The 17,432-nt window shown below is 38.3% G+C and carries 12 protein-coding genes and 1 rRNA gene; 7 read left to right on the top strand and 6 right to left on the bottom strand.

Translation table 11 applies throughout. The annotated features are described in order from the left end of the window. Window positions 1–7: 7 nt before the first annotated feature. The 3 genes from rrf to QNI22_RS29870 all read left to right on the top strand — a co-directional run bounded on the left by rrf (window position 8) and on the right by QNI22_RS29870 (window position 1,873). Window positions 8–119 (top strand): 5S ribosomal RNA (gene rrf / locus QNI22_RS29880). A 157-nt stretch (window positions 120–276) separates the two neighbouring features. Continuing rightward, window positions 277–1,461 (top strand): THUMP domain-containing class I SAM-dependent RNA methyltransferase, encoded by a 1,185-nt coding sequence (locus QNI22_RS29875; protein ID WP_314516640.1) that lies wholly within the window; start codon window positions 277–279, stop codon window positions 1,459–1,461. Window positions 1,462–1,612: 151 nt separating this feature from the next. Continuing rightward, the gene (locus QNI22_RS29870; RefSeq protein WP_313987478.1) at window positions 1,613–1,873 is read left to right on the top strand and encodes a hypothetical protein; all 261 of its coding nucleotides are present in this window, start codon (window positions 1,613–1,615) and stop codon (window positions 1,871–1,873) included. A 54-nt stretch (window positions 1,874–1,927) separates the two neighbouring features. Here QNI22_RS29870 and QNI22_RS29865 read toward each other — a convergent pair whose 3' ends face one another. The 3 genes from QNI22_RS29865 to QNI22_RS29855 all read right to left on the bottom strand — a co-directional run bounded on the left by QNI22_RS29865 (window position 1,928) and on the right by QNI22_RS29855 (window position 5,872). Next, window positions 1,928–3,166, bottom strand: a complete 1,239-nt coding sequence (locus tag QNI22_RS29865) for a tetratricopeptide repeat protein (protein ID WP_314516639.1) — start codon at window positions 3,164–3,166, stop codon at window positions 1,928–1,930. Window positions 3,167–3,198: 32 nt separating this feature from the next. Continuing rightward, complete coding sequence (locus QNI22_RS29860; RefSeq protein ID WP_314516637.1) at window positions 3,199–4,347, bottom strand: tetratricopeptide repeat protein; 1,149 nt, start codon at window positions 4,345–4,347, stop codon at window positions 3,199–3,201. 184 nt (window positions 4,348–4,531) lie between these two features. After that, a complete protein-coding gene (locus tag QNI22_RS29855; protein ID WP_314516635.1) occupies window positions 4,532–5,872 on the bottom strand; it encodes an AAA family ATPase in 1,341 nt (446 codons plus the stop codon). 391 nt (window positions 5,873–6,263) lie between these two features. Between QNI22_RS29855 and QNI22_RS29850 the strand changes: the two genes are divergently transcribed. Then, window positions 6,264–7,010, top strand: coding sequence for a Bax inhibitor-1/YccA family protein (locus QNI22_RS29850; protein WP_314516633.1), 747 nt, complete (start codon window positions 6,264–6,266; stop codon window positions 7,008–7,010). 572 nt (window positions 7,011–7,582) lie between these two features. On the opposite strand, the gene QNI22_RS29845 is transcribed toward QNI22_RS29850, so the two are convergent. The 3 genes from QNI22_RS29845 to QNI22_RS29835 form a co-directional block, all read right to left on the bottom strand. Next, window positions 7,583–7,861: a hypothetical protein gene (locus QNI22_RS29845; RefSeq protein ID WP_313987465.1), complete on the bottom strand. Its 279-nt coding sequence runs from the start codon at window positions 7,859–7,861 to the stop codon at window positions 7,583–7,585. 134 nt (window positions 7,862–7,995) lie between these two features. Continuing rightward, window positions 7,996–9,660 carry a GAF domain-containing protein gene (locus QNI22_RS29840; RefSeq protein ID WP_314516632.1) on the bottom strand — a complete coding sequence of 555 codons (1,665 nt, stop codon included), beginning with the start codon at window positions 9,658–9,660 and terminating at the stop codon, window positions 7,996–7,998. Between the two features lie 377 nt (window positions 9,661–10,037). Then, window positions 10,038–10,367: a hypothetical protein gene (locus QNI22_RS29835; protein WP_314516631.1), complete on the bottom strand. Its 330-nt coding sequence runs from the start codon at window positions 10,365–10,367 to the stop codon at window positions 10,038–10,040. Between the two features lie 483 nt (window positions 10,368–10,850). Between QNI22_RS29835 and QNI22_RS29830 the strand changes: the two genes are divergently transcribed. The 3 genes from QNI22_RS29830 to QNI22_RS29820 all read left to right on the top strand — a co-directional run bounded on the left by QNI22_RS29830 (window position 10,851) and on the right by QNI22_RS29820 (window position 17,330). Next, the gene (locus QNI22_RS29830) at window positions 10,851–12,980 is read left to right on the top strand and encodes a carboxy terminal-processing peptidase (RefSeq protein WP_314516630.1); all 2,130 of its coding nucleotides are present in this window, start codon (window positions 10,851–10,853) and stop codon (window positions 12,978–12,980) included. Then, window positions 12,981–13,619 carry a hypothetical protein gene (locus QNI22_RS29825; RefSeq protein WP_314516629.1) on the top strand — a complete coding sequence of 213 codons (639 nt, stop codon included), beginning with the start codon at window positions 12,981–12,983 and terminating at the stop codon, window positions 13,617–13,619. Between the two features lie 270 nt (window positions 13,620–13,889). Then, window positions 13,890–17,330: a transglutaminase family protein gene (locus tag QNI22_RS29820; RefSeq protein WP_314516628.1), complete on the top strand. Its 3,441-nt coding sequence runs from the start codon at window positions 13,890–13,892 to the stop codon at window positions 17,328–17,330. The last annotated feature ends 102 nt before the right edge of the window (window positions 17,331–17,432 follow it).

The following is a 17,432-nucleotide window of genomic DNA, read 5'->3' as shown; positions in this document are numbered from 1 at the left end:
AAGCATTGTTGGTGGTTATAGTGAAGGTGATCACCTCTTCCCATTCCGAACAGAGAAGTTAAGCCCTTTCACGCCCATGATACTGCCTTCACCGGTGGGAAAGTAGGTCGCCGCCACTTTACTATTACTCTTTATTACTTCTAAGCCACTCGTTACGAGTGGCTTTTTTGTTTGTAACCATTCTTTCTATTCCGTTCCACAACTTTTATTTCTCAATCGCTACTTTTACATTGAAGCTCTCTATCTTTGTGACTTTATCAATTTAAAAAGCCACTAATGGCAAGAGAGCAAATATCAAATTTTCGGATGCTGGCCAAAACCATCGTTGGCCTGGAAGACATTTTAGCCAAAGAGCTACTTCAATTAGGAGCTCAAGAAATAGAAGTTCACAATAGAGCCGTTAGCTTTAGTGGTGATAAAGGGTTTATGTATAAGGCTAATCTGAACCTTCGTACAGCCTTACGCATTCTCAAGCCTATTAAGGAGTTCACTGTTCGGAATGAACAACATCTTTATAAAGAAATCCAAAAGATTTACTGGCCCGACTATCTAGATGTGACTGATACTTTAGCTATTGATTGTGTGTTAAGTACTGATCTTTTTAGTCATTCTCAGTTTATTGCTCAAAAGGCTAAAGATGCTATTGTAGATCAATTTAGAGATGAGTTTGGGGCTCGGCCTTCCGTAGAATTGGATAAACCTACGTTGCGGATAAACTTGCATATTAAAAACAATATCTGTACTGTTTCCTTAGACAGTTCAGGAGATTCACTACACAAGAGAGGATATCGGGATAAAACAAATCTGGCTCCCATTAATGAGGTCCTTGCTGCCGGATTAGTTCTTTTAAGTGGATGGGATAAAGAAGCTCCTCTTATTAATCCTATGTGTGGATCAGGCACTATTCTTATTGAGGCAGCTCTACTAGCTTGTAATATTCCTCCTGGCTATTATCAAGATGAATTTGGGTTTCAACGCTGGAAAGATTATGATGCTAATTTATGGGATAAGATTTATGAATCTTCTATGAAGAAAGTAAATACAAATAACATAGAGCTAATTGGTATTGAAATTTCACGAAATGTAGCACGGAAGGCAAAAGAAAATATAAAACGAGCGCAGCTAGATGATGTAATTACTATTTATAATGAACCATTTGAAGACTTTGAACCTACCTTTAAACCTGGAATTCTTATTGTCAATCCTCCCTATGGTGAAAGGATGGATCAGGATGAAGATATCAATGGTTTATACAAAAGTATGGGAGATACTTTTAAGAAAAAATACAGTGGCTCTACAGCGTGGATCATTAGTTCCAATATGGATGCTTTAAAGCATGTAGGGCTAAAACCATCCCGTAAAATTGTGGTATTTAATGGACCTCTTGAGTGTCGGTTTATGCGTTTTGATATGTACAGTGGTACAAAGAAAGGAGCGAAAACGGATCAATCTGCTACCTAAACTAAGCACTATCTGAATTTGGAATTAGTATGTTCTAAAAACAAATAAAATAGTAGTCTGTTTTTAGAAAGTTACAAAACATGTATCTTTCTGGCATATATTTTTCAATGCGTAACAGCATATCTTTTTACCAATTTATTTTAATACACTTATGGCAGCTTGCGATCCCGTATCATTTTCAGGAATAACTCCATCTGTTTTTGAAACCCTAAAAGGTGAATTAGCTAGAAAAGGTTTTAGTATCGAAGGTACCAGTGGCGTTATCAATGGTCCTTTTGGTATCTCTATACAATATTCCTGGGATGAAGCTACTCAGACATTGCACACAGAAGTGCTTGAGAAAAGTTTCTTCGTTTCCTGTGGACAGATTTATAGCCAGTTATCTGAGACTATAGACAAATTTACAGCTTAAAAGTTTGAAGAGGAAAACCTGTTACCGAGTTTTAAAAACTCAGCAACAGGTTTTTTATTTAATTATCATGCTATTGGCAATCCAGCCAAAAAGGAAGATACCAATCAAATAGATGGTACCTGTAGTTTCAATCCATGATTGGTTAAGAACTATACCTACCAGTGTAATAAAGCCTATAACTGCCAGACCTATTGTATAGAGTTTATATATACGTATTTCACGTGGCGTAATAGCGTCAAAGAAACGGGACAATGGAAGTACCATCGTCGCTCCAAAGATGGTTAGGGCAAGTAAAAGCAGTTCATCAGATATAAACCATCCTACAAGGGATAATATAGCAACTCCTAGTGAAGTACCTACCCAGTTAGCTCCTTCTTTTTCGTTGTCTGTCAGAATATGTTTGCCATATTTATCCAACCGCAAAAAGAGATTAAATAGTGGATTGATAATCCATGTCAGATAAATAAGAAAAGTCACTAAGACTGCAACAGGACGTAAAAACGGATATTGATCAGATGCCTTATTCAGGATTCTGTTGAGAATGTAGATACCAATAATGATTCCCCACTGTGTTTTTCCCTGATGCTTATTAAGCCAGAAAAAGAATTGCAGGAAAATTCGATACAGGAAATTTTGAGCTTTTAAGGCTTCCAGCATACCTGATCGCGCTATTTCCATAGTAGGGTTTAGCCGAAGTGCTTCTGCAAAATGAATCTTGGCTGCCTGCGGATTTCCTTGTTCCAGCTTTGCCCAACCTACATTGGCATGTGACCATGCATTATCCGGATCTTGCTCCAGTACATCTTCAATTGTAGCTAGCGCTTCCTGCTTGCGATTCAGTTTGGTCAGTGCCGTTGTACGAATATTAAGGCAACCCAAATGATTAGGATCTATGTTCAAACCCTCATCTGCATACTGCAACGCGTCCTGCCAGCGTTTTTGGTTCAGAAATATAATGGATAGTACATGAAAGAAGTCTGCTTCATGAGGATACATTTCAATTGCCTGTCGGATAAAACTTTCTGCCTCCTTATACTTTTCTAGTTCTGATAATACAATGGCATGAATATAGAGATTATAAGGTTCATCGGGTTCTATTGTAAGGAGAGTCTGTGTAATCTGTACTGCCTCAGCTTGTCGGTTCGTTTGTAATAAACAGTTTGCCAGCATGCGCATTGCTACTGTATTTTGAGGTTCCTGACCCAGCAGATTTCGTAACTCCTTTTCTGCCATATCATACCTGCTTTGTTCAATTAATACTTCTGCACGCTGTAAATGAGGATTTGCAATCATCGATATCGTTGTATAAATAAGTATAAGCCAATTTAGCTGCTTGTATTTTTCTGACTATGTTTACCATACCAGTACAGAACTACTATAGTGAGAACAATCCATGCCAGCAAAGGAACATTTTTCCCAAATATAATGCACAAGACAAGGAGAATTACTCCTATACCAATTAACTGTCCGGTTTGAACTACTTTTTGTTTTTCTGTCTGGTAGAGGTGTTTATGTTTCTTATGTGTATAGAGCCATAAGTCGGAAATATAAATTACCGGTTTCCATAAAGTGTTGAATAGGAACTGGAACAGGTAGAGGGAAATAAAAAACAACAAACATCCTAGAGGGAGTATGAGTAGAGCCCATACCATAGTTTGCTGTTTGAAAAAAAGAAATACAAATAATACAGCAATAAAGAGAAGTGAAAGTAGCGCATATCCATATTCTGTATGTGGCAATCGGGATGGGAGAGATAATAACCGATTAAATACAACATTTGCTGTACGACTGATTCTATATGGCCATTGTTTTTGTTTAATGGTTTTTCCCAGATGCTTTTGTACATCCTCATAAGATGGCTCAATACGCAAGGTTTCCTGTAAATGATATTCAGCTGCTTCATAGTCACCAAGATGCATAAGAGCAACACCTATGTCTCTTCTGAGATAAGGATTCTCTGGCTCAAGTTTAAGTGCTTGATTAATAGTAGCCCATGCTTCTTCCTTATGACCAAGCATAGAAAGTGAAAATAATCGGGCATCCAGACAATCTATGTGGTCAGGATCAAGTCGCAAGCCTTCATTGGCATAGATTAATCCTTCTTCATATTTTCCACGATGCTGATAGATTCGGGACAGGACCTCAAAATGCATAGCCCAGTCTGGCTCTAATTGAATGGCTGTTCGAATATGTTTTTCTGCCAGATCAAAATCCTTGATTCGTACCTCAACAAAGGCAGCCAGATAGTAAAAGTAGGCTCTGTCGGGTGCCAGATAGAGTAGCTTTTCAATCCATTGTTTTGCTTCACTGTATTGAGAAGATCCGGTAAGACTGCGAACCAGATTGGCTATGGCATCTACATGATCTGGTTCTGTTGTTAAAATCTTATAGAGTTCTTTGGCTGCCAGTTCATAACGTTCCTGATCAATCAGAACCTCTGCCCGTTTTAGAATAATGTCAGAAGAGTTAGACATTCGTTTGGTATTGATGGATCGCTGTTTGTAATGTATTAGATGTTATATAAACATAAACAGCAAATGAAATGAATGTGTAGTAGTTAAATCCTCTTCAGCCATATACAGATGAATTGCTGAAGAGGGCTATAGATCTAAAAATAACAGAAAAGTGGGTAACTCAGAATAAAATCAAACAAATGCTTTATTTCTTTATTTTCAGGTACTTTAAAATATCATCATACAAGCCACTCTCGTTGGCATATAACGCATAGTTTTTAGCTGCACTGAACCATTCCCGGGTTGTTGGTACATGGCGGCTGGTTGCAGCCTTTAAATCTTGTGTTGTTAATGGCATAGGACGGCCTGTTTTAAAGGACTCAGTGATCTTTGCTTCCACTGCAAGATCTACCACTGCTTTCAAATCAGCTCCTGAAAAATCTTCTGTAGCTTTGGCAATGGGCTCCAGATCTAGATTTTCTGTAGGTACTTCGCGAAGCAGTATCTGCAGGATTCCCAGACGTGCTGCTTTATCCGGAGGCTGTACAAATATCAGTCTGTCAAAACGGCCGGGACGACGGAAGGCTGCATCCAGGTACCAGGGCGAGTTGGTTGCTGCAAGGACGAGTACCCCTTCATTGGAGTATTCTACACCATCCAGTTCATTCAGAAACTGATTGATAAGAAATCTGCCTTCACTGCGACGCATATCTGAGCGACTGGCACCTAGTGCGTCTACTTCGTCAAAAAACAATACACAAGGAGCCTTGCGACGTGCCTGCTGGAATATCTGGTGCAGGTTTTTTTCACTGTTTCCTACCCACATATCCAGTACATCATTGATGCCAACAGAAATGAATCCTGCTTTGATCTCCCCAGCTGTAGCTCTAGCCAGTAATGTTTTTCCACAGCCAGGAGGGCCGTACATCAGAATACCTCCCCCAATCTTTTTACCATAAGCCTGATAAATCTGTGGATTCTGCATAGGGTAAATCACCTTCAGCGAAATCTCTTCTTTAACTTTATCCATCCCGCCTACTTCTTTGAACGTAACAGTAGGACGCTCCATATCTCTTTCAATAAAATCTTTTTCCGTTTCTTCCGAAGGCACACTCACTGAGACAGCCTGTCCACTGGTAGAAATGGCTTTATTCAACTTCTCTTCAAATTCTTTATCCTGCAGGTGTCCATTGCTGCTTATCGCTACTTTATAATGATCGTAGGCTTCTTTATAGGATTGTTTTTCAAACAAAAGCCTGGCATATAACATAAGTAGTGCGGCTTCGTTGTTTCCGAGAGACAACAATTCTTCGGTTACAACCAATGCTGCATCGTATTTTTTTAATGCATAAAATGTCTGAGCTAAACCAAGTTTTACAGATTCATTATGCGGATCATAGTTAAGAGTAGCTTTGTATTCCTGTTCGGCTTCTTCGTAGAGCATTTGACCATATAACATATCTGCAAGTTGTTTTCGCAGGACAACATTATTGGGAGAATAGGTTAAAGCTTCACGAAGGTTTTTTATAATGTCAGCGTAATTCATGTATTAACTTAATTAGTAGATGCTGGAAATAAACAGACTTCCTACGAATATATTCTTTTGAAGGAATGATTGTAAATTTTAGCAATGATTTTATAGATTTCCAAAAGTAATATTTTAGGTTAATGTAAAATTGTCAGTATTATTGTTCTGGAGAAGAAATTTTTATCAGATACTATGTACTTTCAAAAAGTATTGTCTTTCAGGATTCTAAATTATAGGATATAAAGATAACTCCGGTACATTCTGTTCAGATAAAAGATTGGTACTATTCCAAAGATTGGTCTGTTATTTGCTTATATTTGTCTGGTTACCTTTTAAAATAATCCAACATTAATAAGTACTTTATTTTGTAAGTGTTACCAGGTTTATCTTTTACTATTTTTGTTAACCTATGTCTTTATTTAAATCATCAAACCCAGCTCTGAAATCCTCTACCTTTGAGCAGATGGCTGGTACTGCATATGACTCTGATGTAATGACTATGCAGGGTGCTATTAATAAATCAGCTACATTGTTGATTATTCTTGTAGCTGCTGCTGGTCTTTCATGGTTTGCCATGTTATCAAATACTGCTTTGGGTTTTCCTATGATGATTGGTGGCGTATTTGGGGGATTACTGGTAGGGATTGTATTGACCTTTAAGAAAGAATGGGCTCCGTTCCTGGCTCCAGCATATGCTGTATTGGAAGGACTAGCTTTAGGTGCCATTTCTCTGCTATATGAACATGCGTTCTCTGGCTTAGTTTCGACAGCTATTGTATTGACTATCGCTGTATTTGCCGTAATGCTGTTTTTGTATGCAACACGTATCATTGAGGTTACTCAAAAATTCAGAATGATTGTAGTAGCTGCTACTGCCGGAATTGCTGTCTTTTATCTGTTAGCCTTTGTGTTACGATTCTTTGATATTGAAATGCCATTGATTCATGAAACGTCTACTATAGGAATTGTTTTTAGTCTGATAGTAGTGGTAGTAGCTGCATTGAATCTGGCTTTGGACTTTGATTTTATTGAGCAGGGAGCCCACCAAGGAGTTCCTAAATATATGGAATGGTATAGTGCTTTTGGATTATTGCTGACGTTGGTATGGTTGTATCTGGAGATCCTGCGCTTATTATCCAAGTTAAGAAGCAGATAGAACAATCCACTTTGATTTCTATAGATGGCGGGCAATCTCAGGATTGTCCGTTTTGTTTTATAGGCTATCCACAATGACAATCTGTTCATCTTAACTCAATATAGAATCACTAGAGTTAATCTAACTTGTCAGTCTCTTTTAGTTAAGGATGGGGATGGGGCAGTGACCTACGAACAGCATAATCCTCCTAATAATGCTAATAATGCTAATATTGAATAGGCGCCTACGTACTACCCAAGACAATCTCGTGTTTTATTCATAGCGAGCTGCCTCTTTTGTCTAACCGCAATATATTTTCTGCGCATGATTCACGGTAGGTTGCTGTTTGCGGTGAATTCCGATCAGATTTTGTTTTTGCGGTGAGTTATGCGCAAACATAAAAATGATCGGAACTCTAATCAAGATGAAAAGTGATTGGAGTTATAGGCAAGCTCTTCATTTAGTGAGCAGATTATGGTATCCTTATCAAAAAATAGTTTGCCATGAACTATGCGCAAAAAAATATCTCTAAAAGAATTGAGTTCTTTTAGAGATATTTGAAATGTTCCTTGTAATCGTAATTTGTTCTTACCTTACCATCTGTGGTATCCGTGTCTGTGTCTTGGATATACATACACCGGACGAGCAGGTACTACCACTACCGGACGAGGTCTGACAATGACAGCTGGTCTGGGTGCTACATATACAGGTGCAGGCGCATACACAACCGGAGGAGGAGGTACTGGACGTGCATACACTACCCGGCGTGGAGGAGGTGTTCCGATACGAACACTTACATATGTTTGTGAAAAAGCTTCCTGGGTTAAAACAACTCCTAATAAAAATACTAAACCAAAAAGAATGCGTTTCATAGTCGTGTTGTGTTATAGTTTATTGTTTAGATTACAAAAACTATGCAAAGGTTTAATACACTGGTAAACTTTTTTAGTTTATTCTTTTATGCTTTTCCTATTGATCTGTTTTATAGTTGATAATGAGGGATGTATTATTTTTTTACAAGCCCCAGCTTTTTCTTTAAGATCTCATTTTCCATTTTTAGCTGAGTTAAGATGAGTGTTTTTTCTTCTAGTTCAAGATTCGCTTCTTCAAGATTTTTAGTTTTGCGATACATTTCTTCCTGAGTAGTCTGCATCTCTTCCATATTTTGGCGCATTTCTTCTTCCTGGGCGCGTAAAGCTTCTGTTTGTTCCTGAGTATTCTCCAGTATAGCTTTCATCTTATCTGTTGTTTTTACATTAAGTAAAGCAGCTGCCAGAAATTCACCACATTTTTCCAGGAAAGAAACCTGATGGGGTTCAAAGCTCCCAAAAGTAGCAAGCTCCAGTATTGCTTCTGTTGTATCATTGTATCTCATCGGAACAATGATCAGAAAATTAGGGGTTGCTTCTCCTAGCCCTGAAGTGATATCTACATATCCCTGAGGAATTTCCCGAAGTAGAATCGTTGCACCTTCCAGATAAGCCTGACCTAGTAAACCTGTTTCTGCATTGATTCTCTTTTCAATGAATTTCTTTTTATCAAAGGCAAAACAGGCTGTCATGTCCAGATATTTTTCACCATATTGTTCTGTTACTACAAAAATGCTTCCTTGTTGAGCTTTTAGATATTTAGCCAGAAAACGGATGCACTCTTCAGCTAAAACAGACAATGTATTCTGGTGATTCCTTACCAGGGCTGAGAATTGTGCTAACCCTTCATTCACCCAGTTTCGGTTATCTTCTTCCTGCTTAACCTTTTTCATCTGCTCTCGCATTTGTAAGAGCTTCCCTGCCAGATTTGCCTGATTTAAAGATGCATTTTGTGTGGTCATTCCTGGCCACTCGACCTCATAATCTCCTTCAGAAATATGAGTAACGAAATTAGCTGCTGTGCGTAGGTTGACTATAGAGTTAGAGATAACTTCCTGTGCGTTTTTTACGTGAGTGGATGCTCCAGAATGAAAAAGATACTTTTGATTATTTGTTTCAAATTCATTAACCAGTTCTGCCCGTTGTGTTGCGTCCTTACGCAGGCGTAAAAAAATAAGGGCAATTGTTGGTAATCCTATCAGAATGATTAAAAACTGTATATAAATATTGCTTTGCATCGCCAGGTTGTATCGAAATTGTGCCTTTTGATGTAGTTCGTCTTCAAAAGTATGTACATACTTGATTGCTTTTTGATATACAGGGCCAATACTTGCTCCTTTATCTTTGTCAAACTCAGCCTTAAACTTCTCTATCTTTTCTTTTCTCAATAGATTAACCATGTATCCATGATAGTCTATGAAGTTCCAAATCACCGCTTTATACTGTTCAACCGCTTTCAGTCCTTCCGGATCTTGATAGTGCTGAACCGCTAGTAAGCTATCTAGCCTTTTAAAATTAGCTCTGCATAATTGCTCAATTTTCTCATGACTTATATACAGGTATTTTTCATTACGAATGATGGCATATCCTCGTATTGTAACATCAACATATCGGGTGATTTCATCATGAGCATAACGCAATTCATATTTGACCTGCTCTGTTTGTTTTTGTAAAGCAAGATTACTGTCGATGACACTACGGTTAAAGAAAATCAGACTGGCACCTACTACCAGTAGAAATGCAACAACTATCAATGTAATGTTAATGAGATTACCCCGGAGGGAGGTTACTATACGACTCATCTGAGAATAGGATATTAAGTTGAGGATGGTACCTATCTGAAAAGTATATGGTCGTAAGTACAGGCAAAAGTAGGAATGATTGTACGTGTCGCCAATCGTAAATAGTAAGTTTTGTTACATTTGTTTTGTTGGATACGTATTTGTAAATGAGTGCATTATGATTTGATAAGGAGAGATTTTACAATAAAGTAAATGAGTATAGAATAATAGTAGACTGCATTGTTTAAAGGTAATATGTAGTAATATCACGATCTGCAATACCTGGTTTACGCTGTCCTTCAATAGGAAAACATCCTGAGAATGGTATGAGTTAATAGAATGACATCCTCAGGATGAACAAAAAAAGAGCACTACACTAAGGCGGTTTTTATGAATGATCATCTTGCATAGGGCATTTCTTCTATATCCAGCGTAGTAAGTGCAGGGTTAAGTACTTTTTTGGTTATGACGACCCGAAAGACACGATTACCTGCTATATCAAACTCCCGGATATACTTACTCCGATCCTGTAGGGTTCGGTATACGGCAGAGTAATTTATTTTTACAGGCCATCCATTGAGAGCCAGCACTCCCGATAAACAGTCGATTGTTTTACTGAGGTTAGAAAAATAGGCATAATGAGGATCCTTTTTTCGGACGCTATTTAAGGTACCAATCGGAACGATTGTAAGCTCATAAATAAAACGAGTTTGAAGCGGCATAGCCATGTTTTTTGGAATTTATAGGTCTGTTCTTCTGTAAGTGTTAGTATTTTGAAAAATTATGCAATTATTTTTCAAATAGCAAACTTTTTGAACACATTTATCGTTATAAGACCATACCAGTTATTTAACTCCTTGACTCTCTTTGTGCAGGGAGTTTTTTATTTATTAATATATGTAATTTTTTCCACTATTTTCATTTTTTTGCTCTGTTGAGCTAAATTCTCTTCACAGAAAATCTACAGAATAGCCACAGCCTTCTCTTTCTGACCAGGGTTTATCACATTATTTCTGATAAAATTGAGTTATATATTACCTGAAAATACTTTCTGCTTTACCCTTTCCATTCATCTTCAAAACATTTAGTAATTTGCCGCAGTGATCAGATAATCAGTTAGCTTATGTCTTTCAATATATACATAAGAACCTGTTTGCTGTCTTAATAACATATCTCCACAAACAAATTTACTATTCTATATATTGTTATCTATGAGTGTATTTTTACCTTGTAATTATTTACGTATACTTTGCCTGATTGTGTTTGTTCTAATTGGTGGTGAATCCATAGCACAGCAAGTGAGTGCTGGAAATTGGCAGCAGCAGGCGATGTCGTTACGTAAAACTCTTGAAACCAAACATTATACATTACGTCCTGTTGACGATAACTTATCTGAACAAATTCTTTATCAGTTTATAGAAACTATTGATCCTCACCGACTGTATTTTCAGGCATCCGACTGGCAGTTGATGAAAGTATATCGTGCACAGATAGATGATGAATTAGCTGGAAAGGAATGGAAATTTCTTCCATTGGTATCTTCTCTTTATAAGAACCGATTGTTGCAGGCAGAAAAACGTATTGAAGAGATTACACAGAAGCCTTTTGTTTTTTCAGCTACAGAGACTATTGTATTCTCTGATGCACCCAAGGGAAAGGATAGTCTGAATTTTGCTGCTAATGATAAAGATGCTATTCAGAAGTGGACTAAATGGTTAAAATACCAGACTATTGATTTGATGGTAGATGATGTAGATGAGATTATAGAAGGGAAAATAGCTGCTATCAATGCAAAGGAACCTGCATCAAGGTTGAAGGTACGTACTGTTGAACAACGAAAGATTAAGCGGATCCTGGAGAGCCCTGCTGGGTTTGATGAATTTATTGCATCTGCCTTTTTCAACGCCATCGCAGAGTGTTTTGATCCCCATTCCAACTATTTCTCTCTGTCTACTGAAAAGAATTTTGAAGCATCTTTAGCGAAGGAGGGGTTATCATATGGCATCGATTTGGAAGAGAATGATAAGGGAGATGTATGTATTGCCCGCTTAGTACCTGGTGGACCTGCCTGGAAGTCTAACACATTACATAAGGGAGATGTACTATTAACATTACAATGGACTGGAAAATCTCTGGTTGATTTAAATGGAGCCGATGTATATGAAGTGGAAGAATTACTCAATGCCTCTTCGTCTGATAAGGTAGAAATTACTGTACAAAAAGCAAATGGACAGGAAGAAAAAGTAGCGTTGGTACGAGAGAAAATCAGAGAGGATGAGAATATTGTAAAAAGTTATGTATTAAAAGGTGATAAAAAGATAGGCTATATCTCTTTACCTGGTTTTTATACGGAGACAGAAGATGCCACCAGCTTAGGGTGTGCCAATGATGTAGCTAAGGAAATTTTGAAACTAAAGAAAGTAGGTATTGATGGTTTGATACTGGATATCCGTTACAATGGAGGAGGCTCTTTACAGGAAGGGCTGAATCTGGCAGGTATTTTTGTAGATGAAGGGCCATTGGGTATCATTCAGGGGAGCGATCTGAAACCAAGTATTATGAAAGATCAGAACAGAGGAACTATCTATGATGGACCATTGGTGTTGATGATAAATGGTCAAAGTGCTTCTGCATCAGAGTTATTAGCTGCAACATTACAGGATTATAACCGTGCATTGATTGTAGGATCTTCTACATTTGGGAAGGCAACCGGGCAGATAGTATTACCCTTAAGTGCAAATGCTAATCCAATGGCATTGAAAGAAGCTAAAGCTGACTGGGGATATGCAAAGGTGACTGTTAATAAGTTATATCGGATTACTGGCAAAAGTGCCCAGTTAAAAGGTGTACAACCACATATTTATCTGCCAGATATGTATGAAACAATTTTGTACAAAGAACATACAAAGCCGTTTGCAATGCCTTCTGATTCAGTCAATAAAAAGATCTACTATACTCCATTGAAAGCATTGCCTATAGAGGAACTTTCTGCAAAGAGTAAAACTAGAACAATGGCATTGCCTGTATTTCGGGCTATTCAGAAACAGAATGGGGTTCTGCGAAATCGTATAGCTAAAATCAATCGCTCCATACCTTTGCATCCGGCATCATATAGAACATATGTATTAGAGACTTATATAGGTTGGGAAGAATTTGAAAAAACGATGGAAGATGCCAAAGCTTCGTTTACAGTTGAAAATACAGGATATGACAAAGAGGTACTCCAGATAGATGCATACACCAAAGAAATCAATGAAGGGCTTATCGAAAATATTACACAGGATATTTATATAGAAGAAGCTTACCAGATTATGAAAGATTGGCTGGCTTTACTTAAATAGATGCTTCTTTGTAATCAAAGTATCGATGTTGCAATGTGCACAATCAGAAAAAATCTGATCTATGGTCTTTTTTTAGTTGTTTCCTGTATTACAAGCAGTAAGAACATACAAAATGGTTTTGCTATCAGCAAATCATGTACATGTTCTCCCTTAAAGGGATGGGTTGATACTTATAAAAGAAAAATTGTCTATAGATATGATCCAACGTCTGTTAAAATTAATGGACTGTTATATCATCCAGTTACTTTTGACTACAAAGAGGTTGGAAAAAGAAACAGTGGGTATTTGCGGATAAATCAAGATACAGTATTCTGGCTGGACACGACATGGGAAACAGAAAGTATTTTGGGTAATAAATTAAGGAAGGAGCAGGTATTTGCCATTTTGAGTCCAAACCAGATTTCAAATTGGGAATTACACACCTCTTCTGCTTTACTCCAGTCTCATTTGATTAGTCTAAAAGGAGTAATTAAATCTCATGAGGAACTGATTTATGAATATGAATTTAAAGTTGAAAATAAATCATTTTTGGGAAGTGATTACCTAACTATAAAACAAATGAGTATCTCAAAAGAAAGAGGTATAATTAGTTTAGTACTTCAATCTTCTGATGGAGAAAAAGCAGTATGTACATTTTAGGTTGCCTGCATTTCTATATAATACACAGATAAGGGAGAGTAGTCTCAAAATATAAAACACACACTTACTCAGCTTTTATAATATAAAGCTGAGTAAGTGTGTGTTTTTGCATTTTTATTGTGTCAGTGGTTTTGTTTGCAGAATAGAATGTTGTAAATATCAAAAGCTGCAAAATAAAAAATAACGAAAAATAGTGGGATTATTCGTTCTGTTTAAAAAAAACGTTATTTTTCACAGATCAAACCCCCTGAATCGTGTAATACTTATACTATGGCTATAAAAGTTGCTATTTCTCATAAGACAAAGTATTCTTATGACCGATATATAAATCTTGGTCCACACATTTTTCGTTTACGTCCTGCACCTCATTCCAGAACACCTATAGAAGGGTATTCTTTTAAAATATATCCTGAAAATCATTTTATTAACTGGCAACAGGATCCTTTTGGCAATTATTTGGCCAGAGTGGTTTTTCCTGAAAAAACCAATGAGCTGCGTATTGAAGTAGAGGTGATTGCCCGGATGGAAGTGATCAATCCATTTGATTTTTTTGTAGAAGATTCGGCAGAATACTATCCATTTGTCTATGATGAACAACTACAGAAAGAACTTGTGCCTTATCTGGAAGTACGTGAATCCGGACCCAAGCTGCTGGAGTGGGTTGAAAAGAATAAAATCCATGAAAAGAAACGTACAATAGATTATCTGGTGCAGCTTAACCAGCAACTGAATAAAGACATCTATTATAATATTCGTATGGAGTCGGGAGTGCAGACTTGTGAAGAGTCGCTAACCCGATTAAGTGGTTCCTGTCGGGATTCTGCCTGGCTTCTGGTACAAATATTACGACATCTGGGTATTGCAGCACGTTTTGTTTCCGGGTATTCTGTACAATTGAAAGCCGATGTAAAGCCATTGGAAGGGCCTCCTGGTCCTGGATCTGATATTACAGACTTACATGCCTGGGCTGAGGCCTATATTCCTGGAGCAGGATGGATTGGTTTGGATGCCACTTCTGGCTTACTGACTGGCGAAGGGCACATTCCGTTGAGTTGTACTCCGGATTATGCCAGTTCTGCGCCTGTAGTGGGAGGAAGAGATGCTGCTGAATCTGTTCTTGAGTTCGAAAACAAAGTATTTCGTATTCATGAAGATCCACGTGTGACAAAGCCTTATACAGATGAACAATGGAATAAGATTGTAGAAGTTGGCCATGTAGTAGAAGCTGATCTACAGGCTGGTGATGTACGTATGACAATGGGAGGTGAGCCAACCTTTGTGTCTATTGATGACATGGAGTCGCCGGAATGGAATTCTACTGCTGATGGACCTTTGAAACGGAAGCTGGCCTATGACTTATCTCTTCGTTTAAAGAACCGGTTTGCGTTTGGAGGACTTTTGCATTTTGGACAAGGCAAATGGTATCCGGGTGAACCATTTCCCAGATGGCAATATGCGTTATACTGGCGAAAAGATGGATTGTCTTTATGGCGTAATGATGACTTGATTGCGAAGGAAACAGATAATCGGTTTACCTTTCACGATTCTGAGCGTTTTATGATCGAATTGGCATACTATCTGGGAATTGCCCCTGAGAATATAGTACCTGCCTATGAAGATCCAGTCTATTGGGCATTGGAGGAGGGAAAGATACCCGTAAATCTTGACCCGCTGGATGTAAACTTAAAAGATTCTATAGAAAGACGTACGCTGGCTGGTCTTTTGGAAAGAGGAATGAACAATCCTAAAGGGTTTGCATTGCCTCTGGCCTGGAATTATTGGAATGATACCTGGGCTAGCTGTGTATGGCAATTTCGCCGAAGTCACTGTTTTCTGATTCCGGGAAATTCTCCTGTTGGTATGAGACTACCTCTGGAATCTCTACCATATGTAACAAAAAACAAACGGGAAGTAGCATTTGACCGTAGCCAGTTTGAAGATCTGCCTGATTTGATGGATTACCAGACAAGAGTTTCAGAACGATATGGCACACTAGCACCTCCTTATCAGACACCTGTTGCTACAAAAACAACTTCTAATGAAGAAGAAAAAGATACAAAAAAGAAGAATTCTTCTGCAAATAAAGGCAATGAGAAAGCTCCACTCTTTGAGGTTGATACAATTCGTACCGCTCTTTGTGTAGAGGAACGGGAAGGCATTCTATATGTTTTTCTGCCTCCGGTTAGCTATCTGGAACATTATATTGATTTGGTTGCTTCTATTGAGGCAACTGCAGAGAAACTCCAGATGCCTGTTCGTATAGAGGGATATGCTCCACCAACCGATTACCGGATGCAAAAACTGGTGGTGTCTCCTGATCCGGGTGTTATTGAAGTAAATATTCACCCGTCTCATAACTGGCAGGAATTAATTGACAATACAACAGCACTGTATGAAGAAGCATTTTTTGCGCGCCTAGGTACAGAGAAGTTTATGGTTGATGGACGCCATACTGGAACAGGGGGAGGCAACCATGTAACTATCGGAGGTGCAAAGCCTGCTGATAGCCCTATCTTACGACGACCTGATTTGTTGCGTAGTCTGATCACATATTGGCAACATCATCCAGCCCTAAGCTATCTGTTTTCCGGACCATTTATCGGACCTACCAGTCAGGCTCCGCGTATTGATGAAGGACGAGACGAAAGGCTCTATGAAGTAGAGCTTGCCTTTGATCAAATACCGGAAAACGAGCATGTGCCTTTCTGGATGGTAGACCGTATCTTCCGTAACCTACTTGTAGACATCACTGGCAATACACATCGTACAGAGTTTTGTATTGACAAATTATACTCTCCGGATTCTTCTACTGGACGATTAGGCTTACTGGAATTTCGGGCTTTTGATATGCCTCCACATAAGCATATGAATCTGGTGCAAACCTTATTGATTCGTGCGTTAGTGGCTAAGTTCTGGAATGAACCTTACAAGAAAAAACTAATCCGGTGGGGAACAGAGTTACACGATCGTTTCTTGTTACCACATTTTGCTTATATGGATATGATGGATGTGGTAAACGATCTGAAAGCTTCCGGTTACGATTTTGATATAGCCTGGTTTGATCCGTTTTTTGAGTTTCGTTTTCCACATCATGGTACTATTACAGTTGGAAATACACAACTCGAGTTGCGATTGGGTATTGAGCCTTGGCATGTCTTAGGTGAAGAACTTTCCAATGTAGGCACTGCTCGTTTTGTAGATTCCTCTCTGGAACGGTTACAGGTAAAGGTGAGTGGTTTTATACAAGATCGTCATATACTTATTTGTAATGGTTGTCGTGTTCCTTTACGTAATACAGGAGTGAAAGGGGAATATGTAGCAGGTGTTCGCTACAAAGCCTGGAATCCTCCATCTGCTTTACATCCTACCGTAGGGGTGGATTCCCCACTGGTGTTTGATATTGTAGATTCCTGGAACAACCGTATTCTGGGCGGATGTACCTATTTTGTTTCCCATCCGGGAGGACGCAGTTTTGATACCTATCCTGTGAATAGTTATGAAGCGGAATCCAGACGAATCAGTCGTTTCTGGGATTTTGGCCATACTCCTTCACAAACCAATCAGATTCCTGTACCTGTAAAATATACACCCAGCATATCACGGTTTGTCGCTGAAAATAAAAGCAGTGTAAAGCTGGATACTCCTGTTGAATTGATAAATTCTGAATATCCTAATACATTGGATTTAAGGAGGTTCTGGAAGGCAAGGTGATACTTAGAGAAGGATTTGGGTATATACTGCCATATTACCCGGTCTAATACTTACCTTTGTCAGAATATATAGGATGATATACTCATCCTGTTGGCAAAAAAC

This window comes from Xanthocytophaga agilis (assembly GCF_030068605.1).
In the GTDB taxonomy this organism is placed as follows: Bacteria; Bacteroidota; Bacteroidia; order Cytophagales; family 172606-1; genus Xanthocytophaga; species Xanthocytophaga agilis.
This window is presented reverse-complemented; position numbering and strand designations above follow the sequence as displayed.

Bases quoted from the DNA above. Each gene is read 5' to 3' on its own strand.
- QNI22_RS29850 (WP_314516633.1), top strand. From the start codon at position 6,264: ATGTCTTTATTTAAATCATCAAACCCAGCTCTGAAATCCTCTACCTTT.
- QNI22_RS29830 (WP_314516630.1), top strand. From the start codon at position 10,851: ATGAGTGTATTTTTACCTTGTAATTATTTACGTATACTTTGCCTGATT.
- QNI22_RS29860 (WP_314516637.1), bottom strand. From the start codon at position 4,347: ATGTCTAACTCTTCTGACATTATTCTAAAACGGGCAGAGGTTCTGATT.
- QNI22_RS29835 (WP_314516631.1), bottom strand. From the start codon at position 10,367: ATGGCTATGCCGCTTCAAACTCGTTTTATTTATGAGCTTACAATCGTT.
- QNI22_RS29820 (WP_314516628.1), top strand. From the start codon at position 13,890: ATGGCTATAAAAGTTGCTATTTCTCATAAGACAAAGTATTCTTATGAC.
- QNI22_RS29845 (WP_313987465.1), bottom strand. From the start codon at position 7,861: ATGAAACGCATTCTTTTTGGTTTAGTATTTTTATTAGGAGTTGTTTTA.
- QNI22_RS29865 (WP_314516639.1), bottom strand. From the start codon at position 3,166: ATGATTGCAAATCCTCATTTACAGCGTGCAGAAGTATTAATTGAACAA.
- QNI22_RS29870 (WP_313987478.1), top strand. From the start codon at position 1,613: ATGGCAGCTTGCGATCCCGTATCATTTTCAGGAATAACTCCATCTGTT.
- QNI22_RS29875 (WP_314516640.1), top strand. From the start codon at position 277: ATGGCAAGAGAGCAAATATCAAATTTTCGGATGCTGGCCAAAACCATC.
- QNI22_RS29855 (WP_314516635.1), bottom strand. From the start codon at position 5,872: ATGAATTACGCTGACATTATAAAAAACCTTCGTGAAGCTTTAACCTAT.
- QNI22_RS29840 (WP_314516632.1), bottom strand. From the start codon at position 9,660: ATGAGTCGTATAGTAACCTCCCTCCGGGGTAATCTCATTAACATTACA.
- QNI22_RS29825 (WP_314516629.1), top strand. From the start codon at position 12,981: ATGCTTCTTTGTAATCAAAGTATCGATGTTGCAATGTGCACAATCAGA.